Annotated in this window: 19 protein-coding genes; 12 read left to right on the forward strand and 7 right to left on the reverse strand. The window is 43.0% G+C overall.

The window, feature by feature from the left end; genetic code table 11:
- The first annotated feature begins 107 nt into the window (after window positions 1–107).
- Window positions 108–827 carry a carboxylesterase family protein gene (locus ZOBGAL_RS17540; protein ID WP_013995056.1) on the forward strand — a complete coding sequence of 240 codons (720 nt, stop codon included), beginning with the start codon at window positions 108–110 and terminating at the stop codon, window positions 825–827.
- Window positions 828–1,011: 184 nt separating this feature from the next.
- On the opposite strand, the gene ZOBGAL_RS17545 is transcribed toward ZOBGAL_RS17540, so the two are convergent.
- The 5 genes from ZOBGAL_RS17545 to tsaD all read right to left on the reverse strand — a co-directional run bounded on the left by ZOBGAL_RS17545 (window position 1,012) and on the right by tsaD (window position 6,021).
- Complete coding sequence (locus ZOBGAL_RS17545) at window positions 1,012–2,124, reverse strand: THUMP-like domain-containing protein (protein ID WP_013995057.1); 1,113 nt, start codon at window positions 2,122–2,124, stop codon at window positions 1,012–1,014.
- Between the two features lie 73 nt (window positions 2,125–2,197).
- Window positions 2,198–3,298 (reverse strand): AI-2E family transporter, encoded by a 1,101-nt coding sequence (locus ZOBGAL_RS17550; protein ID WP_013995058.1) that lies wholly within the window; start codon window positions 3,296–3,298, stop codon window positions 2,198–2,200.
- A 28-nt stretch (window positions 3,299–3,326) separates the two neighbouring features.
- A complete protein-coding gene (locus ZOBGAL_RS17555) occupies window positions 3,327–3,977 on the reverse strand; it encodes a DUF4159 domain-containing protein (RefSeq protein ID WP_013995059.1) in 651 nt (216 codons plus the stop codon).
- A gap of 223 nt (window positions 3,978–4,200) precedes the next feature.
- Entirely contained in the window at window positions 4,201–4,908 is a 708-nt protein-coding gene (locus tag ZOBGAL_RS17560; protein WP_013995060.1) for a 16S rRNA (uracil(1498)-N(3))-methyltransferase, read from the reverse strand.
- A 75-nt stretch (window positions 4,909–4,983) separates the two neighbouring features.
- Window positions 4,984–6,021: a tRNA (adenosine(37)-N6)-threonylcarbamoyltransferase complex transferase subunit TsaD gene (tsaD, locus tag ZOBGAL_RS17565; RefSeq protein ID WP_013995061.1), complete on the reverse strand. Its 1,038-nt coding sequence runs from the start codon at window positions 6,019–6,021 to the stop codon at window positions 4,984–4,986.
- Between the two features lie 81 nt (window positions 6,022–6,102).
- Between tsaD and ZOBGAL_RS17570 the strand changes: the two genes are divergently transcribed.
- The 4 genes from ZOBGAL_RS17570 to ZOBGAL_RS17585 all read left to right on the forward strand — a co-directional run bounded on the left by ZOBGAL_RS17570 (window position 6,103) and on the right by ZOBGAL_RS17585 (window position 13,750).
- Complete coding sequence (locus ZOBGAL_RS17570; RefSeq protein ID WP_013995062.1) at window positions 6,103–10,533, forward strand: translocation/assembly module TamB domain-containing protein; 4,431 nt, start codon at window positions 6,103–6,105, stop codon at window positions 10,531–10,533.
- Between the two features lie 272 nt (window positions 10,534–10,805).
- Window positions 10,806–11,792 (forward strand): 6-phosphofructokinase, encoded by a 987-nt coding sequence (gene pfkA, locus ZOBGAL_RS17575; protein ID WP_013995063.1) that lies wholly within the window; start codon window positions 10,806–10,808, stop codon window positions 11,790–11,792.
- A gap of 22 nt (window positions 11,793–11,814) precedes the next feature.
- Entirely contained in the window at window positions 11,815–12,816 is a 1,002-nt protein-coding gene (gap, locus tag ZOBGAL_RS17580; RefSeq protein ID WP_013995064.1) for a type I glyceraldehyde-3-phosphate dehydrogenase, read from the forward strand.
- An 82-nt stretch (window positions 12,817–12,898) separates the two neighbouring features.
- Window positions 12,899–13,750 (forward strand): hypothetical protein, encoded by an 852-nt coding sequence (locus tag ZOBGAL_RS17585; protein WP_013995065.1) that lies wholly within the window; start codon window positions 12,899–12,901, stop codon window positions 13,748–13,750.
- A gap of 60 nt (window positions 13,751–13,810) precedes the next feature.
- Here the strand turns inward: ZOBGAL_RS17585 and ZOBGAL_RS17590 are convergent, their stop codons facing one another.
- Both ZOBGAL_RS17590 and ZOBGAL_RS17595 read right to left on the reverse strand, forming a co-directional pair.
- Window positions 13,811–14,191, reverse strand: a complete 381-nt coding sequence (locus ZOBGAL_RS17590; protein WP_013995066.1) for a RidA family protein — start codon at window positions 14,189–14,191, stop codon at window positions 13,811–13,813.
- A 67-nt stretch (window positions 14,192–14,258) separates the two neighbouring features.
- The gene (locus tag ZOBGAL_RS17595; protein ID WP_013995067.1) at window positions 14,259–17,000 is read right to left on the reverse strand and encodes a putative LPS assembly protein LptD; all 2,742 of its coding nucleotides are present in this window, start codon (window positions 16,998–17,000) and stop codon (window positions 14,259–14,261) included.
- A 104-nt stretch (window positions 17,001–17,104) separates the two neighbouring features.
- On the opposite strand from ZOBGAL_RS17595, the gene ZOBGAL_RS17600 reads away from it, so the two are divergent.
- The 7 genes from ZOBGAL_RS17600 to bshA all read left to right on the forward strand — a co-directional run bounded on the left by ZOBGAL_RS17600 (window position 17,105) and on the right by bshA (window position 26,574).
- Complete coding sequence (locus ZOBGAL_RS17600; protein WP_013995068.1) at window positions 17,105–18,484, forward strand: N-acetylmuramoyl-L-alanine amidase family protein; 1,380 nt, start codon at window positions 17,105–17,107, stop codon at window positions 18,482–18,484.
- 100 nt (window positions 18,485–18,584) lie between these two features.
- The gene (locus ZOBGAL_RS17605) at window positions 18,585–19,565 is read left to right on the forward strand and encodes an MlaD family protein (protein ID WP_013995069.1); all 981 of its coding nucleotides are present in this window, start codon (window positions 18,585–18,587) and stop codon (window positions 19,563–19,565) included.
- Window positions 19,566–20,894: a (Fe-S)-binding protein gene (locus tag ZOBGAL_RS17610; RefSeq protein WP_013995070.1), complete on the forward strand. Its 1,329-nt coding sequence runs from the start codon at window positions 19,566–19,568 to the stop codon at window positions 20,892–20,894.
- Between the two features lie 49 nt (window positions 20,895–20,943).
- Window positions 20,944–21,735, forward strand: a complete 792-nt coding sequence (locus ZOBGAL_RS17615) for a (Fe-S)-binding protein (protein WP_013995071.1) — start codon at window positions 20,944–20,946, stop codon at window positions 21,733–21,735.
- Window positions 21,736–21,774: 39 nt separating this feature from the next.
- Complete coding sequence (locus ZOBGAL_RS17620; protein ID WP_013995072.1) at window positions 21,775–22,257, forward strand: hypothetical protein; 483 nt, start codon at window positions 21,775–21,777, stop codon at window positions 22,255–22,257.
- A 107-nt stretch (window positions 22,258–22,364) separates the two neighbouring features.
- Complete coding sequence (locus tag ZOBGAL_RS17625) at window positions 22,365–25,274, forward strand: glycoside hydrolase family 3 N-terminal domain-containing protein (protein WP_013995073.1); 2,910 nt, start codon at window positions 22,365–22,367, stop codon at window positions 25,272–25,274.
- 154 nt (window positions 25,275–25,428) lie between these two features.
- Window positions 25,429–26,574: an N-acetyl-alpha-D-glucosaminyl L-malate synthase BshA gene (gene bshA, locus ZOBGAL_RS17630; protein ID WP_013995074.1), complete on the forward strand. Its 1,146-nt coding sequence runs from the start codon at window positions 25,429–25,431 to the stop codon at window positions 26,572–26,574.
- The last annotated feature ends 1 nt before the right edge of the window (window position 26,575 follow it).

Genomic DNA, 26,575 nt, shown 5'->3' on the forward strand with positions numbered 1-26,575 from the left:
TATAGAAACGGATGCCAATTTTGGCATCCGTTTTTTTTGCGCTACATTTAAAATTGTACTTTAACCGATGAATTCTGTCATACCTATTTGCGGAAAAGAAGAGATCAATGTTGCGAAAATTATATTTCATTTTACTTTGTGGTGTCCTACAGGGGTGTGCCGCCCAATCAAAATATAAACTCATAGATGCCGAACAAGAAACGGTCATAACCGAGAACTACAGCTATTATCTGTACTATCCAGAGGAATATGAGGAGCGTCCAGAGGAAAAATTCCCCCTCTTGCTGTTTTTACATGGGGGAGGAGAGTCTGGGGATAGTTTGGTATATGTAAAGAGAAACGGTCCGCCTAAATTGATAAAACGGGGCAAAAAATTCCCATTTTTAATTCTTGCGCCTCAAAACCCCTATAAGAAAATGTGGTGGAATACCCGCTCTGTCATACAATTGCTCGATACGATTGTAAAAAACAATCGGGTGGACACGACTAGGATTTATTTAACAGGACTTAGTAGAGGTGGAGGGGCAGCATGGGAAATGGCCGTTCAGTATCCTAAAAAATTTGCGGCCATGGCCGTAGTTTGCGGTATGACTCCCTTGCCATATGCTTCGTGGATCGACAAGAAAATGCCTATCTGGGTTTTTCATGGGGAAGAAGATGAGTCCATTCCCATATCCGAATCGGAAACTATGGTGGCCAAGTTAAAAAGTATGGGGTACAAGGTGCGTTTCACTCGATATCCAGGTGTGGGCCACGACGCATGGGTGCCTGCTTACGACAATGAAGAATTGTACGAATGGTTTGTGGCACAAAAACGCCAAGAGTGATATAGTGTTTTGCCTGCTTTTATAAATGAAAGGAACTTAAACGAACCGTGGACTTCCTGTGGGAGGGATGTTTATTTGTGAGGTTGTAGGGGGGGTAAAGTCTTCTATTGGGCCATTAACAAGGGGACAAGTGGGAAAAAATAGGGCTGGAGGTGTTAAAAAAGAAAAAATCCCCTCCCTAAAACTAAACTTTAGAGCCGATTATAACGGTGGCCTTTCTTTCTAGGTTTGTAGCGAAGAAGATATAGAGCTCGCCCCCATCTTTAATACTGAACTTCTTTCGGATATCGGCTACGCTATCGGGAAAATTGCGTGTTGTAATATTGGCCTTCCTTATGGCATTTCGCTTGATTTCCTTTTTGTTGTAAGGAAGCACTTTTTCGATTTTGAATCGTCTTCCCGGAAAATCGATCAGTTCATCGGAGGTGTATAAATGAGTGTGTTCCTGCAGTTTTTTTAGTTGATAGCTATGGCCAATGGTTTTAAAGGCCCCGGATTTCAAAATTGCGGCATTCGGCTCGTACAGGTACGATAGGGGAAGGGAAAAGCTTGAGTCGCATTTCCTTTCTTGCTCGAGGCCGAAGCTAAAGCTTTGGTCGTCTAATTTGGTTTTGTTAACGGTTTTGACGGTTACTTCGCCTTTAAAACCTCGTTCTAAAACCCATAAGAGTTCTTTTACTTCGTTGTTTAGGGCAACGATATGTATTTCCTTGATGTGTTTCAGTTCGTTTATCCCTGCGGAAATATCGAGGAGGGGCGCTGTTTTAATTAAGATGTGCTCCGTTTTGGAAAACAATAGATCTAGATTTGCGATTACATCGGGTTGGCAATCCGACAATAAAAAAACTCGTTGTTTGATATCATTTCGCCTTGAAGGGTCGATGTAGATCCATTCAAAATGCCGTTCCGAATTCCTGATAAAATCCAAACCGCTTTCCGCTTTTGTCTCTATGTTATTCGCACCTAAAACCTCAAAGTTATGGGACGCGATTTCGGACAAGTTTTTGTCGATTTCGCAGTGGAAAACACGGTCTATTTTTTTGCTAAAAAAATAGCTGTCTACACCAAAACCTCCGGTAAGGTCGACAAGTGATTTCCCCGATACTATTTCCGACTTGTAGCGAGCCGTAATTTCAGAAGAGGTTTGCTCAATATTTAGCTTGTTGGGGTAGTAGATGTTCGAGGCATTGAACCAGGTATTGAGTTTTTTTTCGCTCTTTTTTCGCGACTCTAATTGCTCGGCTAGCTCTTTGTTGGAAACTAGCCCAAAATAGGGTTTTTTAAGCAATACTGACATGATGTCAGTATTCAAATTTTTTAATATAAAATTCTGTACACCAGTATTTAATATATTTTTATTCAAACCTTAACTATAAACTTTTTGTGATCGATTTAACGAGCTTGTTTTCTGATAAAAATTCCTTTAAAATCACTTTTATGGCGGTGTATCCGGGTACGGCGACGATCATTCCGACCACACCGAAAAGCAATCCGGCAATGATAATGATCAAGAAGATTTCTAAAGGGTGTGACTTTACACTGTTGCTAAAAATGAAGGGTTGTGAAAAGAAATTATCAACGAGTTGTCCTATCAATAATCCGATTAAAACATAGCCGGCTTTGGGGAGGATTACGGTGCTAAAATCCATGCCTAAATTACTGGTCATTGTAAGCACTACCATAATGACCCCGCCAATGATCGGACCGATGTATGGAATGATGTTGAAGAGGGCGCACAAAAAGGCGATGACAATGGCGTTTTCTATACCTAAAATCAATAGTGTTATCGTGTAAATTACGAACAGGATAAAAATTTGAAGCAGCAAGCCAACGAAGTATCTCGACAATAAATTGTTTATTTTTTCAATAGAGGTTACGGTCCTTTTTTCGTTTTTTTCGTTGACAAAAGCCAGAATGCCGCTTTGAAAAAGATTACTGTCCTTTAAAAAGAAAAAGGAAATGAACAAAACGGAAAAGAGTCCGATACTGGCGGTGCTTAGGACGTCTAGGAAAGAGTTGAGAAAATTAGGTATAAATCCGATATTAAGGCTGTCTACAATCGTTTTTTCAAAGTCGGTGTCTTCAATTATTTCGTCCACTACGTTTGGCGCTGTGCCTATGAAATTGATGATTTGCTCGTGCAGTGAATCTAGGTTCCGTTCGAGTTGGTCAATATCGAGTAGTGAGAGGTTTTTGCCCTGCTCCGTTAGAAGCGGAACGAAAAGAGCGATAATCCCGCTCAACACACCTACCATTAGGGCCATGGTCAAGATTACCGCAATGGTATTGGGTAACTTGAGCCTGCGCCTGAAAAAGAACACGACAGGACGGCCAATAAGGGCTACGACAGCTGCAATGGCCAAATAGGCGATAACGGACTGGATTTTCCATAAAAAATAGAGTAGCAGGGCGGTGCTGAGAATGATTCCTACGGCGCGCAGAATTCCGTTGCTGATAGTTTTTGAGTTCATCTCTTTGTTGCGTTTTGTGGGCGTATATTTACTTGGTAAAGGCGTATTGAATGATGTTGGCCCCCATTTGAAGCGCCTTGGTCCTTATTTCGTCAGGGTCGTTGTGTACGCTGGGGTCTTCCCATCCGTCCCCAAGGTCGCTTTCTATAGTGAAGAGCAGTATCAGTCGGTTTTCGTCAAAAATGCCTAGGGCCTGGGGGCGCTTGCCATCGTGCTCGTGTATTTTGGGTAGTCCGTCGGGAAATGAATAGACTTGCTTGAAAATAGGATGGTCGCTGGGGAGTTCTTCCAAAGTTTTGTTGGGAAAGACTTTTTCAAGGGCTTTTTTGAGGTAGGGGGCCATACCGTAATTGTCGTCGATATGTAAAAACCCACCGGATAGAAGGTAGGTTCTTAGGTTTTCTGCTTCCTCGTCGGAAAAGACTACGTTGCCATGTCCGGTCATATGAATGAAGGGATATTGAAAAATGGTGCTGCTTCCTACTTCAACGGTTTCGGGTTTCGGGGGCAGGGCGGTCCCGATATTTTCATTGCAAAATACGATGAGATTTGGTAGGGCGGTGGGGTTGGCGTACCAGTCGCCTCCTCCCTTATATTTTAATATGGCAATCTCTTGGGCAGGTAAGGAAACTGTTGTCAACAGGGTAAGGAATGCTAAATAATGGGTCAATCGTTTCATTTTGATGTCAGACTAAAGAACTATTATTCAAATGTATGAATTATGAAGTATAAACGAATTGTTTAGATATCGATTGTTTGGGGGAGACAATAGGTATGTGAAAAATATTTTCGTTGAAGAGGTGGGGCGAAGCTTTCCGTCATAGTTGGTTTATGGTCTTTGCGAACATGTGAAATCTTGTGTAACGGGCGGGTAAAAAAGCTTGTGTTCCTTGTTTGGCTTCCTATGAATTGTTGATCATGGTGACGGTGGTGCAGGCTACAATGGCCGCTGTTTCGGTTCGTAAGCGGTATTCGCCCAAAGAAACGGGTAAAAAGCCGCTTTTACGGGCCAATCGTATTTCTTCGGGTGAAAAGTCACCTTCGGGCCCGATCAATATGGTGACGTCCGTGTCGGCCGCGACCCTTCTTTTTAGGTCTACTTTTTCTTCTTCTTCGCAGTGTGCGATGAACAAGAGTCCGTTTTGTGCTTGGGCGATGTAGTCTTTGTAGGCTATGGCGTCGTTCAATTTGGGGAGGTAAGTGCGTAGGCTTTGTTTCATGGCCGATTGGACCACTTTTTCCAAGCGCTCCTTTTTGATAACTTTTCGTTCCGATCTATCGCAAAAGATAGGGGTAATTTCGTTTACCCCAATTTCGGTAGCTTTTTCTAAAAACCACTCGAAACGATCATTGTTTTTCGTCGGGGCGACCACCATATGTAGCCAGTGTCTTTGAGGGTGTTTCTTTGTTGTCGAGACCACTTGGGCCTTGCATCTTTTGGGGTCGGCGAGTAAGATTTCGGACTCGAAAATAAATCCTTTTCCATTGGTAATGTGTAAAGTGTCGCCTTCTTTTTTACGTAATACTTTAACTATATGTCGACTCTCTTCCTGTGAGAAGGTGAACTGTGAAACGCTCTGGTCTAAGTCTGGATTGTAAAATAATTGCATAGGTCTAAGATATGAACAATATGGTGGGAACGAAATTTGTTTAACACTCAAGGTTGGGTTGTAGCGAATCTATTGTTAGAGTTTTTTTTGGGAAAGCATATAACGGGCCTTGGCGGAGATGTCCTGTTCGGAGAATTTATGCTGTTGGTATTTTAGGTAGCCTACTACGCCGATCATTGCCGCATTGTCGGTGCAGTATTCGAATCGGGGTATGAAGGTTTGCCAGCCCCTATTTTTTTCGGCCATTTTAAGTGCGTTCCTAATACCTGAATTGGCACTTACCCCGCCTCCGATAGCTATTTGGGTAATTCCGGTTTCTTCTACGGCTTTTTTGAGCTTGTCCATTAGGATATGGATGATTGTTTTTTGTATCGATGCACAAATATCTTTCAGGTTTTCTTGAACAAAATCGGGATTCTTTGCGGTTTCCCTTTGTATGAAATATAAAATACTGGTTTTTAATCCGCTGAAACTAAAATTTAGTCCTTCGACCTTTGGTTTAGGGAAAGGAAAGGCTTTGGGGTTTCCTTCTTGGGCATATTTGTCTACCAGCGGCCCTCCGGGGTAGGGTAGGCCTAAAATTTTGGCACTCTTGTCAAAGGCTTCCCCAACGGCATCGTCAAGTGTTTCGCCGAGAATTTCCATATCGAAAAAATCTTTTACAAGAACAATTTGCGTGTGGCCGCCACTAATGGTCATAGCTAAAAAAGGAAACTCGGGAGCGCCGTCTTGTTGCCCTTCTATAAAGTGGGCCAAGATGTGTGCCTGCATGTGGTTGACCTCGATTAGTGGAATGTTCAGGCCTAATGAAAGCGACTTTGCGAACGAGGTTCCGACAAGAAGCGAGCCCATCAATCCAGGACCGCGCGTAAAAGCTATGGCGGATAATTGTTTTTTGTCGATATTTGCTTTGTTCAAAGCTTGGTGTACTACCGGAACTATGTTTTGCTGGTGCGCCCGTGAAGCGAGTTCGGGTACAACACCTCCATATTCTTCGTGAATTTTTTGTGTGGCCGTGATGTTACTGAGTACTTTTTTATTGCTCAAGACAGCCGCAGAAGTATCGTCACATGAAGATTCTATGGCAAGGATATAAATAGTTTCGTTTTTCACCGAGTTTGGAATAAAAGTTGAACGCGCAAAGGTAAAACATATAGACCTATCAAAAAACTGAGAAAAATACTGATTAGAACCATGATGGTACTCGTGCTGATCTGTATTTTAGCTACGGTCATACTTTCCTTGCCCTTCGTTCAGACAAGTTTCGCCAAATATGCCACGGATACGATCAACAATGATTTTGGTACGAATATCAATATCGATAAACTCAGAATTTCACTGATTACGTGGGATACCAATCTTGAAGGAATCTATATTGAGGACTACAGAAAAGATACCCTTTTTTACGTAAACAAGCTTACGACTTCCATTCTTAGTATTAGAAACCTGAGCAAGGGCAAACTCGAGTTTGGTGACATAAAAATAGATGAGCTGGATTTTAAGTTGAAAACCTATTTGGACAATAGGAGTACCAACCTTGAGGTGTTCATCGATAAGTTCGATGACGGAAAACCGCGTAAGCCCGGTACGGATCCTTTTCTCTTTTCGTCTTCTGATGTTGAGATTGCCAATAGTACTTTTCGCTTGATCGATGAGAATTTTGAAAATCAACTCTTGCTTGATTTTGAAGAGCTGAATATCGGGGCAAGCGATTTTCTTATTCTTGGTCCTCAGGTGTCGGCCAAAATCAATACCATGGCCTTTAATAGTCAGCGGGGCATCAACGTTCAGCAAATGTCTACCGATTTCAAGTATACAAAACAGCAAATGCGTTTTGACTCGTTGAAGATACAGACTGTTGGTTCGCACTTAAAAGGGGATTTGGTCTTTGATTATGAGCGAAAGGATTTTGCCGACTTTTTAAACAAGGTCAACTTAACGGCCGAATTTGAAGAATCTGTCGTGTCCTTTGACGAGATAAACATGCTCTACGATCAGTTCGGTAGGGGCAAGGAGGTCAATTTTTCGTCTAAGATATCTGGGGTGTTAAATGACCTTAATACCGAAGAATTGTTCTTACAGTCCGACAATACGGGTATCAGGGGCAATTTTAATTTTAAAAGCCTGTTCGATCGTAAAAAGCCCTTCATTATGCGGGCCGATATGAAGAACGTTACGTCAAGCTATTATGAGCTACGTGCCCTTATGCCGAATATATTGGGAAAATCCTTGCCTTCAAGTTTTCAGAAACTGGGGCAGTTCACCATACGGGGCGATGCGGTCATTACCGAAAATTCAATAGACGCCAAGGTGAACCTTAATACAGCTATAGGAAGCAGTTATGCCGATCTTGAGCTTTCCGATATCAACAATATCGACAACGCAACCTACAAAGGTTTTGTGTCCCTTATTGATTTTGATTTGGGCGATTTTACCGAAAACGAAAGATTGGGCAAGACCTCCTTGGATTTTAATGTGGAGGGGCAGGGCTTTGTTCAGGAAACTTTGAATACCGAGGTTATAGGTGAGGTGTATTCGGTGGAGTTTAACAACTACGCTTATAAGAATCTCAAGGTCTCGGGAATTTTAAAGGAGCAGTTGTTCGATGGTACGGTACTGAGCAATGACGAGAATATTAAATTCAGCTTTAAAGGGCTTGCCGATTTCGGGGAAGATCGAAACGATTTTAATTTTATAGCCTCCGTTGATTACGCCGACCTCAATAAGTTGAATTTTGTCAACGACAGCGTTTCCATATTTAAGGGAAATGTGAATATGGACGTTACCGGAAATACCCTGGATAACCTTGTGGGGGATGTCAAATTCACCAAGACCATCTTTCAGAATAAGAACGACACCTATTACTTTGAAGATTTTAAAGTGTCCTCGACCTTTGAGAACGATACGGTTCGCGTGATCGATATCAACTCGCCGGATATTATCACCGGTTATATGAAAGGAAAGTTTAAAGTGGGTGAGTTGGGTCGTTTGGTACAAAACTCCTTGGGGAGTATCTATACCAACTATAGGCCTTTTAAGATATCGGGAGGGCAGACCCTTGCCTTTAATTTTAAGATCTATAACAAGATTGTCGATGTCTTTTTTCCTGAAGTGAAATTTGACCCAAATACCTTTATCAAGGGAAATATTGTGGCCGATGAGGGTGACTTTAAGTTGAACTTTAAGTCCCCTAGTATAGTCGCATTTGGTAATGAGGCCGATAATATAGATATCAAGATCGATAATAAAAACCCATTGTTCAATACCTATATATCGGTTAGTGATCTTTCTACCAACTATTACGATGTAAAAGATTTTAACCTGATCAACACGACTCTAAAAGACACCTTGTTCTTTAGGACGGAATTTAAAGGGGGGAGTGATTTGAACGACAGTTATAATCTTAACTTTTATCACACCTTTAATAAAGACAACAAGTCGGTGATCGGTTTAAAGACTTCCGATGTAAACTTTAAGGGGAATAAATGGATTCTCAATAAAGACGGCGACAATAAAAACAAGGTAGTCATTAACCGTACGCTCGATAGTATCGATATACGGGAAATCGTAATGAACAATAGCGCCCAGGAACAGATTCGTCTGAAAGGGCAGTTGGCCGACTCTACCTATAAAGATTTGCAGCTTCAGTTCAAGATTGTTTCGCTGAACAAAATAACGCCTGCTATAGATAGTCTTCGGTTGCAGGGAGAAGTGAACGGAACGCTCAATATCTTGCAGAAAGACAATATTTATTTGCCTTCTTCCAACCTTGCGGTCGATGATTTCTCCATTAATGATATGCGCTTGGGGGATCTTACCGTAGGTATTGTCGGTAATAAAGATTTGACGGAGTTTGCGGTAAATTCACAGATTACCGATAAGGGATTGGAAAAATTGAGCGTGGTAGGGAGTATCGACAATAAGGAAGATATGCCCAAAGCCAACCTTTTGGTAAGCTTTGATCGGTTTGATTTGGAGCCTTTTGCTCCCCTGGGGGAAAATATTATTAGCCATATACGGGGGTATGTCAGCGGTAATGCACGTATCCAAGGTTCGGTAGATAACCCTGATTTTAGCGGTGTACTTACCTTGGATAAGGCCGGTCTGGGTATTCCGTATCTAAATGTTGACTATGATTTTGCGGCGAACTCTAGGGTGAACCTGAGTAAGCAGACCTTTGATTTCGATCAGATAAAAATTACGGACGTAGATAAGAAGACCAAGGCAGTCTTGGATGGAACGATAAGTCATTCCTTTTTTGATAATTGGTTGCTCGATATCGATGTAGATACGAATAACGACAGGCTTTTGATTTTGAATACCGACTTTGAAGAGGAAGTGCTGTACTATGGTACCGGTTACTTAGACGGAAAAGGTCGGATTTTCGGGCCTACCAAGGCTTTGAATATTAAGGTGGAAGGAAAAACGGCAAGGGGGACTTCCTTAAAGATTCCGCTTAGTGATGTGGCTTCCATTGGGGATTATTCCTTTATCAATTTTGTGGAGAAGAATCAGTTGAACCATGTGGAAGAAGAACGCACCCTAGACGAGTTTCAGGGACTTGAGCTTACTTTTGACCTTGATGTTACCCCTGATGCAGAGGTAGAGATCGTGACCGATACCAAGACCGGAAGTTCTTTAAAAGGAAGCGGGGTCGGTATTTTGTTGATCCGTATCAATACCCGTGGTGCCTTTGAAATGTACGGAGATTTTGTTGTGGTCGAAGGACAGTATAACTATAAGTTCGGTGGGGTGATCAATAAAACCTTTCAGGTGAAACCGGGGGGTACCATCGTATGGGATCGTGAGCCTCTAAAGGCGACCTTGGACCTCGAGGCGGTATATGCCTTGAATGCCAACCCGGCGCCTCTGTTGGATAATCCGGGGTATACGCGACGTATACCTACGGAAGTGGTGATTAAGCTTACTGATGACCTTGAGAGTCCTGATATCGAGTTTAATATTGATTTCCCGGGGACCAATAGTATCGTGCAGTCTGAGCTGGAATATCGATTGCAGGATCCTACGGTCGAAGAGCGCAATGCCCTTTTCTTACTGGCTCAGGGCTCTTTCGTGAACGATCAGACCGGCATCGACCAACAAGCGGTAACCGGTAATCTTTTGCAATCGGCCTCGGGACTGTTGAACCAAGTGTTGGGCAATAACGATAAATTTAACCTTGGTCTTTCGTACGAGCAGGGAATTCTTGATAGAAGTGCCGATTACCAGACGGAAAACAGAATAGGGGTGACCGTTTCTACCCGGATCAGTGACCGCATGCTTTTTAATGGAAAAGTAGGGGTTCCGGTAGGGGGGACCACGGAAACCGTCGTAGCGGGAAATTTTGAGATACAATTGTTGTTGAACGAAGAAGGGACCTTAAGTGCCAAATTTTTCAACAGGGAGAACGAGATACAGGAATATTTGGCCGATAGATTGGGGTATACCCAAGGTGTAGGTATTTCGTATGAAGTAGATTTCAATAGTTTTAGGGAGCTCTTCCGGAATATTCTAAAAAAGGAAGCGGCTAAAGAAGAGCTTCCCGAACCCGGCCAGGTTCCTAGTGCCGTAATGGGTAAAGATAGTTTGCTGAAATTTTATCCTAAGGATAAGCAGTTAAACTAAAAGGGGTTATACGGTTCTTTTTAGTGGTAATCGGTCTAAAACGGGTGTATTTTCTTAAAAAACGCATCTAAAAAAATACTAAAATTTCGCATTTGTAGCAGAATCAGGCTTTTGCCATATTCTTAGTAAGTCGAAAGCTAGGGGTGTAAAAATGTTATAATTGGTTACATATTTTAAGAAAATGTGAGCTGAGTTATCAAGACGTTAAATTAGATGGATAACAGGATCGGAATTCGAATAAGTTTGTTAGTTTTGCAACTTAGTTTTTTTTAATGGCTTCAGAAATAAAGAAAATAGGTGTTTTGACCTCCGGAGGTGATTCCCCCGGCATGAATGCTGCAATACGCTCCGTGGTTAGAACTTGTGCCTACATGAAAGTAGATTGCGTAGGTATCTATAGAGGATATCAGGGCATGATCGAGGGGGATTTTAAGCCGATGGACGCACGTAGCGTCAATAACATAATCAATAAAGGAGGAACGATTCTCAAATCGGCCCGTTGTGATGGTTTTAGAACGCCCGAAGGGCGCAAAAGAGCCTATGAGCAATTAAGGGCAGAGGGTATCGATGCTTTCGTGGTTATCGGGGGCGACGGTAGTTTTACCGGAGCTATGGTATTTAACCAGGAGTATCACTTTCCGATTATAGGTATTCCGGGTACTATCGACAACGATATATTCGGTACATCTAATACGGTAGGTTTTGATACGGCCATGAATACGGTGGTTGAGGTAATCGATAAGATTAGGGATACCGCCAGCTCGCATAACCGACTTTTCTTTGTTGAGGTTATGGGTAGGGATGTAGGTCATATCGCTTTAAATACCGGCGTTGGTGCGGGTGCCGAAGAGATATTGATTCCTGAGGCGAACCGAGGTCTTGAGCGTTTGCTCGAATCTTTAAAGCGTAGTAAAAAATCGGGTAAGTCATCTAGTATCGTTGTGGTGGCTGAAGGTGATAAGATCGGTAAAAGTGTTTTTGAACTTAAGGAATATGTTGAGGAACACTTACCTATTTACGATGTACGGGTGTCCGTATTAGGGCATATGCAGCGTGGAGGGGCGCCATCTTGTTACGACAGGGTCTTGGCCAGTAGAATGGGAGTGAAGGCCGTAGAAAGCTTGTTGGAAGGGCAGACCAACTTTATGGTGGGGGTCCAGAACAACAAAATTATTCTTACGCCGATTAGCAAAGCTATCAAAGGACATACGAAAATAGATAAGGAACTTATTCGAGTTTCAGAAATAATGACAACATAATTTAATTCAAAACAAGAAGAACATGTCAGATTTAAAAATAGGAATTAACGGATTCGGCCGTATCGGAAGATTGGTCTTTAGGGAAACTGTAAGAAGAGAAGGTGTAGATGTAGTCGCCATTAACGATTTGTTGGACGTTGAGCATTTGGCCTACCTTTTAAAGTATGATTCCGTACATGGTAAGTTCGAAGGTACTGTTGAGGTTCAAGATGGTAACTTGATCGTTAACGGAAAAACAGTAAGGATCACAGCTGAGCGTGACCCAAAAAATATCAAGTGGGATGCCGTTGGCGCTGAAATCGTTGCCGAGTGTACCGGTATCTTCACCACTTTGGAAACTGCACAATACCACATCGATGGGGGTGCCAAAAAAGTAGTGATCTCCGCTCCGTCCAAAGATGCCCCAATGTTCGTAATGGGTGTTAACCATAAAGAGGTTACGGCTTCTAACACTATCGTATCTAACGCATCTTGTACTACCAACTGTTTGGCTCCAATGGCCAAAGTGTTGAACGATAACTTCGGTATCGAGGAGGCATTGATGACTACGGTTCACGCTACTACAGCAACTCAAATGACCGTTGATGGTCCTTCTAGAAAAGACTGGAGAGGTGGTAGAAGTGCTATGTTGAACATTATTCCTGCATCTACAGGTGCTGCCAAAGCGGTAACTAAGGTTATTCCAGCATTGGAAGGTAAGCTTACAGGTATGGCCTTTAGGGTTCCTACGGCTGATGTATCTGTAGTGGATTTAACGGTTCGTCTTCAAAAAGACACTTCTTACGAAGAAATCAAAAAAGCGTTCAAAGCGGCTTCTGAAGGCGAGTTGAAAGGTATTTTGGGTTATACTGAAGAGGCTCTTGTTTCTCAAGATTTCGTAAGTGATAAACGTACAAGTATTTTTGATGCCGGTGCAGGTATCGAATTGAACTCTAAGTTCTTCAAATTGATTTGTTGGTACGATAACGAGGCTGGTTTTTCTAACAAAATGGTAGATTTGACTCAGCACGTTGCCAGCTTATAATTTTTCTGAATATTACTAATGGTAATCCTGAGAGTGGGCAAAAAATTGCTTATTTTCAGGATTATTTTTTTAAACGAAGATTATGATTTTAATTGTAGATAGTGGGGCCACAAAATCAGATTGGATTGCCTTGGATGAAAAGGGTAACCAGTTGTTTATGACCCAAACCTTAGGGTTGAGCCCAGAAGTTTTGACTAGAGAGGTAATCGAGGATAGATTGGCCAATAACTTTGAGCTTTCTAAAAATAGGGAGAAGGTTTCCAGATTGCATTTTTACGGGGCCGGATGTGGTACCGACCGTATGAAAAAATTCCTTGGGGATATCTTTAAGGATTTTTTCCCCAATGCAAAAACCGATGTAAAGGAAGATACCTATGCCGCAATTTTTTCCACGACCAAAATAGGTCACCAAGGAATCGTTTGTATCTTGGGAACAGGCTCTAACTGTAGTTACTACGACGGGCATCAGCTGTTTCAGAAAGTGACTTCCTTAGGTTATATACCCATGGATGACGGTAGTGGTAATTTCTTTGGACGAAAGTTGATAAGGGACTACTATTTTCACAAAATGCCCCAAGACTTAGGTATCAAGTTTGCCAAAGAGTATAATTTGGATGCCGATGTCATAAAAGAGAACTTGTACAAACAACCGAATCCGAATACCTATTTGGCTACCTTTGCCCGGTTTTTAGTGGAAAACAAAAACCATCCGTATTGTAAAGGGGTTATCGATAAGGGCTTCCAGCAGTTTGTAAACAACTATATCATGCAGTTTGAACTGGCGACCAAGGTGCCGATCAACTTTGTGGGAAGTATAGCGCATTACTTAAGGGATGAACTGGTAACGGTCCTTGAGCGTAACGACTTGATCGTTGGGGTTATTAGACAACGACCGATAGAAGGATTGATGGAGTTTCATGTAGAAACCATCTAGCTTTGTTTATTGCAATATATCACAGGCCTTGATGAAAGTCAAGGCCTGTTTTGTTTTGGGTTAGCGTACCGCAATCATTGAAATTTCAACATTGACGAACTTGGGCAGGTTTGAGACTTCTACGGTTTCCCTGGCGGGTGCCGTTTCACTGTCGAAATAAGTCGCGTACACTTCGTTGACCTCTGAAAACTGCTTCATGTCCTTCAAGAAAATAGTGCTCTTGACTACATTTTCAAAAGTCATATCGGCTTCGGTAAGTACCGCTTTTAGGTTTTCCATAGATTGTCGTGCCTCTTTTGCGATGTCACCCTCAATAAGCTTTCCTGTGGCGGGGTCTATAGGGATCTGTCCTGATATATAAAGGGTATCTCCGCTTAAGACGGCTTGGTTGTAAGGACCAATAGGGGCAGGGGCATTAGGGGTGTTGATTATTGTTTTCATCGTTCTGTGATTTTTGTTTTTTAGCTGTAGGCTGTTTTAGCAAATGTAGCTAAGAATGTCGACCTTGTTAGCGCTGACTTCGGTTTTCCCACTTCAGGTCGCTAAGGATGGAGCTTTTTATTCCGATAAAGAAATACCATCGAGAGTATTGACCAAAAGGGGTCCAGTTAAAGTTCATCCTAAAACTTTTTAGGTCGCGTTCAAAGCGTAACTGGGTAAGGGTAAAACCTTTGTTCTTAAAATCGTATCCACTGGAGCCGCCCACCTTCCAACGGGGAGAAAGCTCAATGTCGCCCGAGAACATCAATGAATGACTGCTGAATTCGTTCTGTCGGGCCGAGTTGAAGTAACTTGCGGAATAGGCCAATCGGAAATTCCATGGGATTTTGGTGGCGTAGCGCGGGTTATCTACGTCTTCACCCTTATCTTTTTCGTCGTCATCTATTCTTCGCCTGTCAAAGTCGTCCGCCCTTCCGAAAAGGTCGTCGTCCCTACCTCCGCTTTGGGCTACGTAATCGTAGGCACCGGCCTCTTCCTCTTCTTCCTCTTCTTCTTTCTTTTTTCCAAAGGTCTTGCTGTCTATGGAATACCCGATGTTTATATTGGCTTGGGTCAATCTAAAAAGGCTTCCTCCGTTATCGATGTTGAATTTGTCGATTCTGCTACCATTGTTGTCTATGGCGTATGGGTCAAGGCCTGCAGAAAAGTTAATAGACATTTTATTGTCTAAAATGTTCGTTCCGCCGTTAATTCTTAGGGGGCTTAATTTTAAGGAATCCGACTCAAAATTATATCCGGTGGAAATATTGAAATTGCTAAGGATCGGAATCTTTTTGGGTTCGGTGGCCGTTGAATCCTTATCCCTTACCTTGGCTTCGAGGGTGTTTGCCAAAGAAAAGCTAAGGCTGTTGCTCTTGCCGAGGCTAGGGGCACCGTTTAGCGTGCCTTCAAAGCGGCTATACTGTACAACCTCTCCGGTATCGTTGTTCAGGTATTCATCGTAGAACTGGTCAAAAGAAGGGGAGTAACCGTAGCTTAACGAGGGCCGCATAACGTGGCGTAAGGCTTGTATCTTTTTGTCTTCCCCAAAATTGAAAGTACCGTAGACCGTGGTTCCTATACTGGCACTCATATTGTATTTGTTGTAACGGTCAAAACCTGAAATGGTATCTTTTACGACCGAACCGATCTCACCGTCTTCGCTGCGCTCGTAGCGTTGGGTATAGGTTTCCAATGCCCATACATCTTCGTAGCTACCGCCCATGGTAACACTGAAAAATTTGGCGACCTTAAAATTGGTGCTGATAGGGATGCGGTGTTTTGCACCGACCTTGGCATTGTCGAACATGGCCGCCTTTAAAAAGTTTTCGTCGTTCGTAGTCAGTGAGTTACGTGCATTGACGTCATACTGGAAATTAATATTCTGTATCACCCCTTTTTTGATTCCGTCTTTTTTGGCGAATGGGAATATACGTTCCATACTGGCCTGAAAGGTAGGAAGGGTCATCTGTATGTTGTCTTGGTCGGGGTTGGCACGTGCCGTAGGGCTCGTATTCTGTGAGTGACTTGCCGTAAGGCTCATGTTGACCGAAGGATAGGCCGGAAAGGTCTTGGAATATGAAATGGATGACGATAGGTTGTTGTTCTGGGTCAAGGGCAGGTTTACCTGGTTCAATGAGTTTTGGTAATACGAACTGCTTCCTAGGTTTACCGATGCCGAAAACCGGGAATTGGGACTGGCCTTGGTGTCTTGTGAGTGTGATATCTGAATGTTCCACACCTTACTGTTGCTATAATCGTCAAAACCCTTCTGGCTCGTGACCAAATTTTCGTACCTGAAATTAACGTTACCGCGGTAGCGATAGCGCTTGCTGTACACGCTTTGTGTTCTAAAACCATAACTTCCGTTGGTATAGAAATCCCCCGTAAGGGTAATATCCGCATAATCGGAAAAGGGTATGTAATACCCTCCATTCTGTAAAAAGTAGCCTCTATCGGGGTCGTTACCGAATGTAGGCATCATCAATCCTGCGGAGCGGCCTACCGTTAAAGGGAAATAGGCAAAGGGCAAGGCCACGGGCGTCGGCACATCGGCTATGTAAAGGTTGCTGAAGCCTGCAATGACCTTCTTTTTGGGGACAAATTTCGCCTTTCGGATCCGAATGTAGTAATCGGGATTTATGGTGTCTTGTGAGGTGGTCAATTTTCCTTCGTGAAGAAAATAGACCGAATCGTTTTCCTTTTTTGTGATCTCCGCATAAACCTTCATGGCGTCGCTTCCCAATTGTCCCAGACCGGCCTGCTGCTCGGTTCTTGAGTTCCAGATCAAGGCTTTTTGGGTGTCAAAGTTAAAACGGATACTGTCGGGCCGTACCTCGTTATCACCCTGTTTAAAATAGGGGAGCTGGGTATAATTGCCCAAAGAATCTTTGATCCGCCCCGCGTATACCTCGTTTTTAATATAGTCCATTGTAATAATACCGGCTTTTAATTCGGTATCTTGGTAATATATTTCGGCTTCGTTATAGAGGTATATCTTTTGGTCTTTTTGGCTCAGTTTGACGTAATCTTTGGCCTTGTACTTGATTTTGTCAAGTAGTAAGGGCTCCTTGCCATTATTGGGGCCAAGTGCGGTTGAATCTCCCGCTATACTGTCTTTTTGTACAGGGTCTGGGAAAAGTGGGGCAATAATAGTATCCTTGTCTGCTTTGATGGGTAGCCATATTAAACCGTCTTCTTGAGCGAGTGAATTGAAAGCGCCAACAAATAGCAATGCTAGTAAAAGTAAAAGATGTTTGTTTGATTGCAAGGCTATATATCCTATTTTTGTAACCGTTCGGCTTATTTTTCGGAGCTCAAACTTACATATATTTTTCGTTCCCTATACAGGGTGTTACCATAAATTTAACCATAATGAAGGCTTCTAAATACAGAGTGAATACCCGTGTACAACGGTTTTTCCTATTTCCTATTATTTTTTTAGCACTAATCTTATCTTCTTTTTACACCAAGAATCCTGAAAACAGAAACGATGGAAAATTCACGGTAGTGCTTGATGCTGGGCATGGTGGACATGATCCAGGCAATATGGGCAACGGGTATTTGGAAAAGCAGATCGCGTTGAACATTGTATTAAAAGCTGGCTCTATTTTAGAGAAAAATCCGAATATAAAAGTAATCTATACCCGTAAGGATGATACCTTCGTAGATCTTTATGAAAGGGGACAAATTGCGAATAAGGCCAATGCCGACCTTTTTGTGTCGGTTCATTGCGATTCACATACTTCAAATGCACACGGTGCGGGAACCTTTGTTTTGGGACTTCATGCGAACAAACAAAATTTTGAAATCGCAAAAAAGGAAAACTCGGTAATTTATTTGGAGGATAATTATAAGAGCAAGTACGCCGATTACGATATTAACTCGCCTGAGTCGGTAATCGGACTTACCATAATGCAAGAAGAGTTTTTGGATCAGAGTATAGCTTTGGCGAAGGCCATTCAAGACAACTTTACGAAAAAGCTCAAGAGAACCGATAGAAAGGTCAAGCAGGCCGGGTTTATTGTTTTGCACCAGACCGTTATGCCGAGTGTATTGGTGGAAACCGGTTTTTTGACGAATAAGGAGGAAGGGGCCTACCTGAATTCAAAAAGGGGACAGTCGGAGATGGGAACCTCCATAGCCGAGGCAATCCTTACGTATAAAGAGAATATTAGGGCCAATATTGCCGATTTCGATACGAGTATCATAGCCAGTACGCCCGAACCCGAACCGATAGAGGAAAAGAAAGAACAGCCTAAACCGGAACCGGTCGCTGCCCCGAAAAAAGAAACGGTATCGCAAAAAATCAAAGACGAGCCTATTGTGGCCAAGACTACCGAGGTGCCCGCGGAGCCAAAGAAGGAGGCTATTCAAATCATCGAAGAGGCCAAGGGAAATGATCAGGACGTTGCGGTAAAAAAAGAGACTCCCCCAGAACCACAAAAGACAGCACCTTCGGTTTCGAAGGAAACTACTGTGGCCCCAGCGGAAAAAAAATCCGATGTGGTGTACAAGGTTCAGATTATGGCCAGTGCAAAGAACCTCCCGTTACGACCTGAATCGTTCAACGGACTCAATCGGGTGGCCAAAGAACCTTATAAAGGGCTTTATAGATATGTATATGGTAGCACACCATCATTGGAAGAGGCAAAAATGTTGAAATCGAACGCCGACTTAAAAGGGTATACCACTTCGTATATCGTTGCCTATAGAAATGGCGAACGGATACCTTTTAAAGACAGTCTCAAGTAGGTTTCGATACAATAAATAATTACCTTCCATATTTTATTTCTAATTTTGTTAGGGACCTATATATTGAAAGAAGTCTCTAATTAACCCAAAATCGATCCTTTTGAAACTATCCAGGGAAATAAAAACAGGAATAATAGTAATAGGCGGTATTCTATTGTTCATCTTAGGTTTTAGCTATTTGAAATCATCGCCTTTATTTGAAGATGGTAAAACCATATACGCAGTGTATAAAGAGGTCGGAGGACTTCAAGTGGGCACGCCCGTAACCATAAACGGTTTTGTGGTAGGTAAGGTGACCGACGTTAAGTTCAAGGACCAGAGCGGTCATTTATTGGTCACTTTGTTTATTAAAAGTGATTTTGAATTCAGTAAGAACAGTTTTGCCGAGCTCTACGATACGGGAATTATCGGGGGAAAGGGCATTCAGGTTAAACCCATATTTGACGGGGCACCGATGGCAAAGTCGGGCGACACCTTGACCAGCAAGGTTCAGCTGGGGCTGACACAATTGGTACAGAAACAACTGACTCCCTTACAGCAAAAAGTGGAAGGGGCCGTTACCAATGCCGATAGCTTGTTGATGAACGTGAACGAAGTGCTGGACGATAGGGCCAAAAAAGATTTGAGGGAAACCTTGAGCGGTCTGAACGCTACCGTAGCCAGTTTTCAAAAAAGCGCCGATATGCTCAGCCGGATTTTAAGTACCAACGAGGAGAACTTGAACCAATCGCTGAACAATTTTCAGGAACTTACCTCTAATTTCGCTAAACTATCAGACTCGTTGAACAATGCCGGTCTCGGCAATACTTTGGCAAACCTAGAGTCCACTATGGTCAATTTGAACAAATTGATGTCGAATATAGAGAAGGGGGACGGTACTTTGGGCAAGCTTATGAAAGACGAAGAACTTTATACAAATTTGAACAATGCATCAAGGGAACTGGATCTATTGCTCCAAGACTTTCGTTTGAACCCCAAGCGTTACGTAAACGTATCCGTTTTCGGTAAGAAGCAGGTAGATTACGAATTACCGGAAGACGATCCAGCCAACCTTCAACCACAACCACAACCCGAACAATAGATGGAATACTTCCCAAATATTTTATTTGTAATCGTACTTATAGCCGGTATCGGTTTTTTTGCCCGAAACGTAAAACGGCTGTCAAGAAATATTAAACTGGGTAAAGATGTAGACGTAAGCGATGACAAAGGCCAACGTTGGAAAAACATGGCCAAAATTGCCTTGGGGCAGACGAAGATGGTGGTTCGTCCCGTAGCGGGCTTTCTGCATATTATAGTATACGTCGGTTTTATCATTATCAATATCGAGGTGTTGGAGATCGTACTCGACGGCATCTTGGGGACACACCGCCTTTTTGCGCCCCTTGGTTCGGTATACGATGTGCTGATCGGCTCTTTTGAAGTATTGGCTTTCTTGGTCATTGTTGCCGTAACCGTATTTTGGGTACGCCGTAATATTATTCGGGTCAGACGTTTTATCAAACCGGAAATGACGGGTTGGCCCAAGCAAGATGGAAATCTTATTCTGTATATAGAATTGGTTCTTATGGTATTGTTCCTGACTATGAACGGGGCCGATTACCAATTGCAGCAAATGGGGGCAGACCATTATTTAAAGGCCGGTATGTTTCCGGTAAGCCAGTTTATGGCACCTCTTTTTGAGGGGATGTCCATGTCTTCGTTGATACTTTTGGAACGTACGGCATGGTGGCTTCATATTATAGGGATACTTTGTTTTTTGAATTACCTTTATTATTCCAAACATTTACATATTCTTTTGGCATTTCCCAATACCTATTACGGTAAATTGAAGCCAAAGGGACAGTTTAAAAACTTGGATGCCGTAACCGCAGAGGTAAAATTGATGATGGATCCTTCTGCCGACCCTTTTGCCGCTCCTACGGAAGAAGATGCTGGGGAACCTGAAAAATTCGGGGCTTCCGACGTTACCGACCTGAGTTGGGTGCAGTTGTTGAATTCTTATACCTGTACTGAATGTGGGCGGTGTACCGACGAGTGCCCGGCCAACCAGACCGGAAAAAAATTGTCGCCCAGAAAGATCATGATGGATACCCGTGACCGCTTAGAGGAAGTGGGTAAGAATATAGATGCCAACAAGGGGCAGTTTGTAGACGACGGAAAGCAATTGCTAGACGATTATATCTCTAGGGAGGAGCTTTGGGCGTGCACTACGTGTAATGCTTGTGTTCAGGCTTGTCCGGTGAGCATAGATCCCCTTTCCATAATCATGGATATGCGTCAATATTTGGTAATGGAGCAATCCGCTGCGCCTACGGATTTGAACAATATGATGGGGAATATAGAAAATAACGGGGCGCCTTGGCCTTTCAACCAGATGGATCGACTCAACTGGGCCAAAGAAGAATAAACAAGGTACTTGGGCCGCGATACTAATTTTAGAATTTGAATTTTTTACAATGGCGAACGAATTGAAAGTTCCAACAATGGCAGAACTCTTTGCCGCAGGTCAGAAACCAGAAGTTTTGTTTTGGGTCGGCTGTGCGGGTAGTTTTGACGATAGGGCGAAAAAAATAACAAAGGCTTTTGTGCAATTGCTCAACAAGGCGAATGTTTCCTTTGCCGTTTTGGGTACGGAGGAGAGTTGTACCGGTGATCCGGCCAAAAGGGCGGGCAACGAGTTTCTCTTTCAAATGCAGGCGGTTACCAATATCGAAGTGATGAATGCCTACGGTATAAATAAAATCGTAACGGCTTGTCCCCATTGCTTCAATACCATTAAAAATGAGTACCCCGGTTTAGGGGGGCAGTATGAGGTGGTTCACCATACCCAATTTTTAAAGACCCTGTTCGAAGACGGAAGGATTACCCTTGAAGGTGGAAAATTCAAAGGAAAGCGTATAACTTACCATGACCCGTGCTATTTGGGCCGGGCCAATAATGTTTACGAAGCGCCAAGGGAAATGATCCGAAAACTTGATGCCGAGCTTATTGAAATGAAGAGCTGTAGGCAAAAGGGACTTTGTTGCGGTGCCGGTGGGGCACAGATGTTCAAGGAACCGGAAAAAGGGGATAAGGACGTGAACATAGAGCGTACGGAACAGGCAATGGAGACCCAGCCTGAAATTATTGCCGCCGCATGCCCATTTTGCAATACGATGATGACAGACGGAGTTAAGAATAAAGAAAAGGAGGGCGCCATTGCCGTGATGGATATTGCCGAGCTGATTGCCTCTGCGCAAGACCTGTAGGGCCCCTCGATTAAGAACCCCCAATTAGAACACAAGAAAATGCTAGTAGAATTTAATACTTTGCCCGATGCTTCACGCATATGGATCTATCAGGCCAACCGCAGTTTTACCGAAGCCGAATTGGCCGAAATACGTAACGAGCTCAACGACTTTATAACCGAATGGACCGCCCATGGTAGTCAGTTGAAAGCAGGATATGAAATAAAATACAAAAGGTTTATTGTTTTGGCCCTCGACCAAAGTGAGGTGGCCGCATCAGGTTGTTCAATAGACGCATCGGTTCACTTTATCCAACATTTAGAAAAAAAATACAATGTAGAACTTCTTGATAAGATGAACGTTTCTTATAAGCAAGGCGAGCACATTGCCTATAAGACCTTGATAGATTTCAAAAAAATGGCCAAACAAAAGGCAGTGTCTAAAAACACTATTGTTTTTAACAATCTTGTTGCCAATAAACAGGAGTACCAAGAACATTGGGAAGTACCCGCCGGGGAGAGTTGGCATGCCCGGTTTATGTAGTGAAATCGGTTCGACATGTTTCCTGAAGTATTGGTTTCATTATATATATCGGATGAAATGCAATATTCCTTTTAGTTTTTAGTTATTGCCATAGATCTATCTGAACAATGCGTTTTTTTTCTGTTTTTTCCTTACTTTTTTTTGTAATTCTAGGTGCTGCAGCGCAACATCCTTTGGTGACCAAAGACAGTCTGGCCCAAAGTAAATGGGTCGATGCGCGCTATAGTGAGATGACGCTTGACGAAAAGTTAGGACAACTTTTTATGGTCATGGTGGGCTCGGATCAGGCTAAATCCAGTACAGATAAAATAAAGGCACTCATTAAGGAACAGCATATTGGAGGGGTAATCTTTTCTACGGGTGGCCCTATGAGACAGGCCAAACTGACGAACGAATTTCAATCGGTTTCAAAACTTCCCTTGATGATCGGCCTAGATGCCGAGTGGGGACTTGCCATGAGGTTAGACTCTACATATGCCTTTCCATGGAATATGACCCTAGGGGCCATTACCGATAACACCGTGGTACGAAAGGTAGGTAGGCGCATCGGGGAGCATGCCAAGCGTTTGGGCGTGCATATCAATTTTGCTCCCGACATCGATATCAATACAAACCCGAAAAACCCTATAATAGGTAATCGCTCTTTTGGGGAAGACCGTGAGAATGTAGCCAATAAGGGAATTGCCTTTATGAAAGGAATGGAAAGTGCCGGGGTACTCGCCAGTGGAAAACACTTTCCGGGCCATGGGGATACGGAAACCGATTCGCATAAGGCCTTGCCCATGATCAATTTTACCCGCGAACGACTTGACAGTGTAGAATTGTATCCTTTCAGAAGATTGATCGACGAAGGCTTGAGTAGTGTTATGGTCGCCCATCTAGAGGTACCTGCGCTCGAGTTGCAAAAAGAACTTCCGTCTTCCTTGTCGGAGCAGATCATTTCCGGGTTGTTAAAGGAGGAAATGAATTTTAAAGGATTGGTTTTTACCGATGCCCTAAATATGAAGGGTGTAACCAACCACGGTAAAGATGGTGATGCCGAGTTGGCCGCTTTCATGGCGGGCAATGACATCCTATTAATGCCTACACAAGTGGACAAGGCCAAGGAAAAACTGGCCAAAGCTTATGAAAAGGGAAGGATTACCGAAGAAAGGTTGGCCAGTTCGGTAAAGAAAATTTTAATGGCGAAATATAAGGTCGGGCTAAACAGGTATAAGCCGGTGGAGCTCAAAAACCTTTATGAGGACCTGAATTCGAGAACCGATGACCTGATTTACGAAGAGGCCATAGAAAAGGCCTTGACCGTGGTAAAGAACAATTTTTACCTGATGGGAGTCAAGCAGTTGGAGAACAAGAAAATCGCCTATGTAAAGTTCGGCGATGCCAATAGTGATCCCTTTCTTGAAGAATTGAACAAATATGCTGCGGTAAAACAGGTGAACGCCAGTGATATCGGAACCTTAAAGACGAAGCTTAAAGATTATAACTTGGTAATCGTGGGACTTCATAAGAGTAATGAAAGCCCTTGGAAAGCGTATAAGTTTTCAAAAAGAGAACTACAGTGGTTGGAGGAAATAGCGAACCAACGAACATCAAACTTGATATTGTCGGTATTCGCTAAGCCTTACGCGCTCTTAGATGTACCTTCCTTTAAGAGTATCGACGGGGTAGTGGTAGCGTATCAAAACAGCGAGTTGGCACAGCGTAAGACGGCTCAGTTGATTTTCGGGGCCATCCCCGGTGAAGGTAAGTTGCCGGTTACCGCCCATAGCGATTTTCCGGTAAACACCCAGGTTCGGTTAAAGTCGTTATTGCGATTGGGGTACAGTTATCCCGAGCGGGTGGGTTTCGATGCGGCCAAATTGGCCCAAATCGATACACTGGTACGGCATGGGATCGATTCTTTAATGTTTCCGGGTGCCCAGGTACTGGTGGCCCGAAAGGGAAAGGTGGTCTATAATAAAGGGTTTGGTAAGCCGACCTACGATTCTAAGGACAGTATTACCACCGAACATATTTATGATTTGGCTTCCATAACAAAAATATTGGGTACGTTGCCGATGATCATGAAAATGGAAGAGGAGGGGGATATCAAACTGAACAATACCTTTCAGGAACTGATTCCCGAATATGCCGAATCGGAACTGAAGAACGTCACCGTACTAAAGGCATTGTCACATTATGGAAGACTGCCCGCGTGGATCGCTTTTTATGTCGCTACGCTTGACAAGAACCGAAAACCATCGAAAGAGTTCTATAGAACGGAACCTACCGATGGTTTTTCGTATAAGGTAACCGATAAACTTTATCTTACCGATGCGTATAACGATTCCATCTATAACCGGATCGGGAGACAGAGCTTAAAATCGAATCGCTATAGGTACAGTGATGTAGGTTATTACGTGATGAAAAAATACATTGAAAAAGTTGGCAAGAAGCGATTGGACAAGCAGGTGGATGAATTTCTGTATAAGCCCATCGGGGCATTGAATACGAGTTATAATCCTCTTGAGAAATTCCCTAAAAACAGGATTGTACCCACCGAGGTCGATAAATATTACCGTTACGAGACCGTTCAAGGCTATGTGCACGATATGGGGGCGGCCATGCAAGGTGGGGTCGGAGGCCATGCCGGACTTTTCAGTAATGCAGGTGATATCGCCAAGATCATGCAAATGTACTTACAGGACGGCATTTACGGAGGCACCCGTTTTTTGGATGCACGTACGGTCAAAAAGTTCAATACCTGTTATTTCTGCGATGAGAACGTGAGGCGTGGGGTAGGCTTTGATAAACCCCAATTAAAAGATGGCGGCCCTACCTGTGGTTGTGTATCCCGAAAAAGTTTTGGCCACAGTGGTTTTACCGGCACCTATACTTGGGCCGATCCCGAAGAGGAAATCGTTTACGTATTCTTGTCGAACAGAACTTACCCTTCCTCTTCCAATACGCTTTTGATAAAATCGGGTTTACGAACACGTATTCAAAAAGTAATTTACGACGCTATTGTAAATTGATGGTTTTTTTTAGGAACTATAATTCTTTGGCACATCCTTGATAATTAAAGAATTGGGCGAAGATGCTCGGTTTACTTGCCATATACTTTGCGGTGTCTTGAAATTAAAAAGGGCTTTTACCGACTTACTTTATAGATTTAGCTAAATTTGACTGATGAAAATAGCAATTGTTTGTTATCCAACTTTTGGAGGGAGCGGTGTAGTAGCCACGGAACTAGGTATAGCCTTGGCCGATAGAGGGCATGAGGTTCATTTTGTAACTTATAAGCAACCCGTGCGCCTAGGGCTCTTAGGTAATAAAATTTACTTCCACGAAGTGCATGTACCCGAATATCCGCTCTTTAAATATCAACCTTATGAACTGGCGTTGTCAAGTAAATTGGTAGATACGGTGAAGTTGCACAACATCGATTTGCTTCATGTTCATTATGCCATACCACATGCCTATGCAGGTTATATGGCCAAAAAAATGTTGGAGGAAGAGGGAATATATGTGCCAATGATAACGACCTTGCACGGTACGGATATCACCTTGGTGGGCAACCATCCATTCTATAAACCGGCGGTTACCTTCAGTATCAATCAATCCGACGTGGTGACTTCCGTTTCCGAAAACCTAAAACAACGTACCATGGAGTTCTTCGATATTAAGAAGGAAATCGAGGTGGTACCCAATTTTATAGATAAATCAAATTACAGTCTTACGTTTACCGATTGCCAGCGTTCTTTAATGGCTAAGGACGACGAGAAAATTATTACGCATATCAGTAATTTTAGGAAGGTAAAACGCATACCCGATGTCATCGAGATCTTTGACCGTATTCAAAAGGAAATACCGGCCAAGTTGGTTATGGTGGGGGAAGGACCTGAAAAGGAAAATGCCGAAAGGTTGTGCGAAGAAAAGGGTTTGGTCGATAAGGTCATATTTTTAGGCAACAGTAATGAAATAGATAGAATTCTATGTTTTTCCGATCTGTTTCTTTTGCCTTCCGAATCTGAGAGTTTTGGTTTGGCGGCCTTGGAGGCAATGATCAATAAGGTACCTGTAATATCGAGTAATGCGGGGGGTATACCTGAAGTTAATGAACACGGTATTACCGGGTTTTTGAGCGATATTGGCGACGTTGCCGATATGGCACACAACGCCTTGCGTATTTTGAAAGATGAGGATACTTTGGAGCAATTTAAACAAAATGCGGTAGCCTCTGCGGAACGGTTCGATATCAAAAAGGTGCTGCCCTTATATGAAGCACTCTATGAAAAGGCCTATAAAGCAAGGTTTGACAAATCTTTGACGTAAT

Origin of the sequence: Zobellia galactanivorans, from assembly GCF_000973105.1 — a bacterium.
Lineage (GTDB): Bacteria > Bacteroidota > Bacteroidia > Flavobacteriales > Flavobacteriaceae > Zobellia > Zobellia galactanivorans.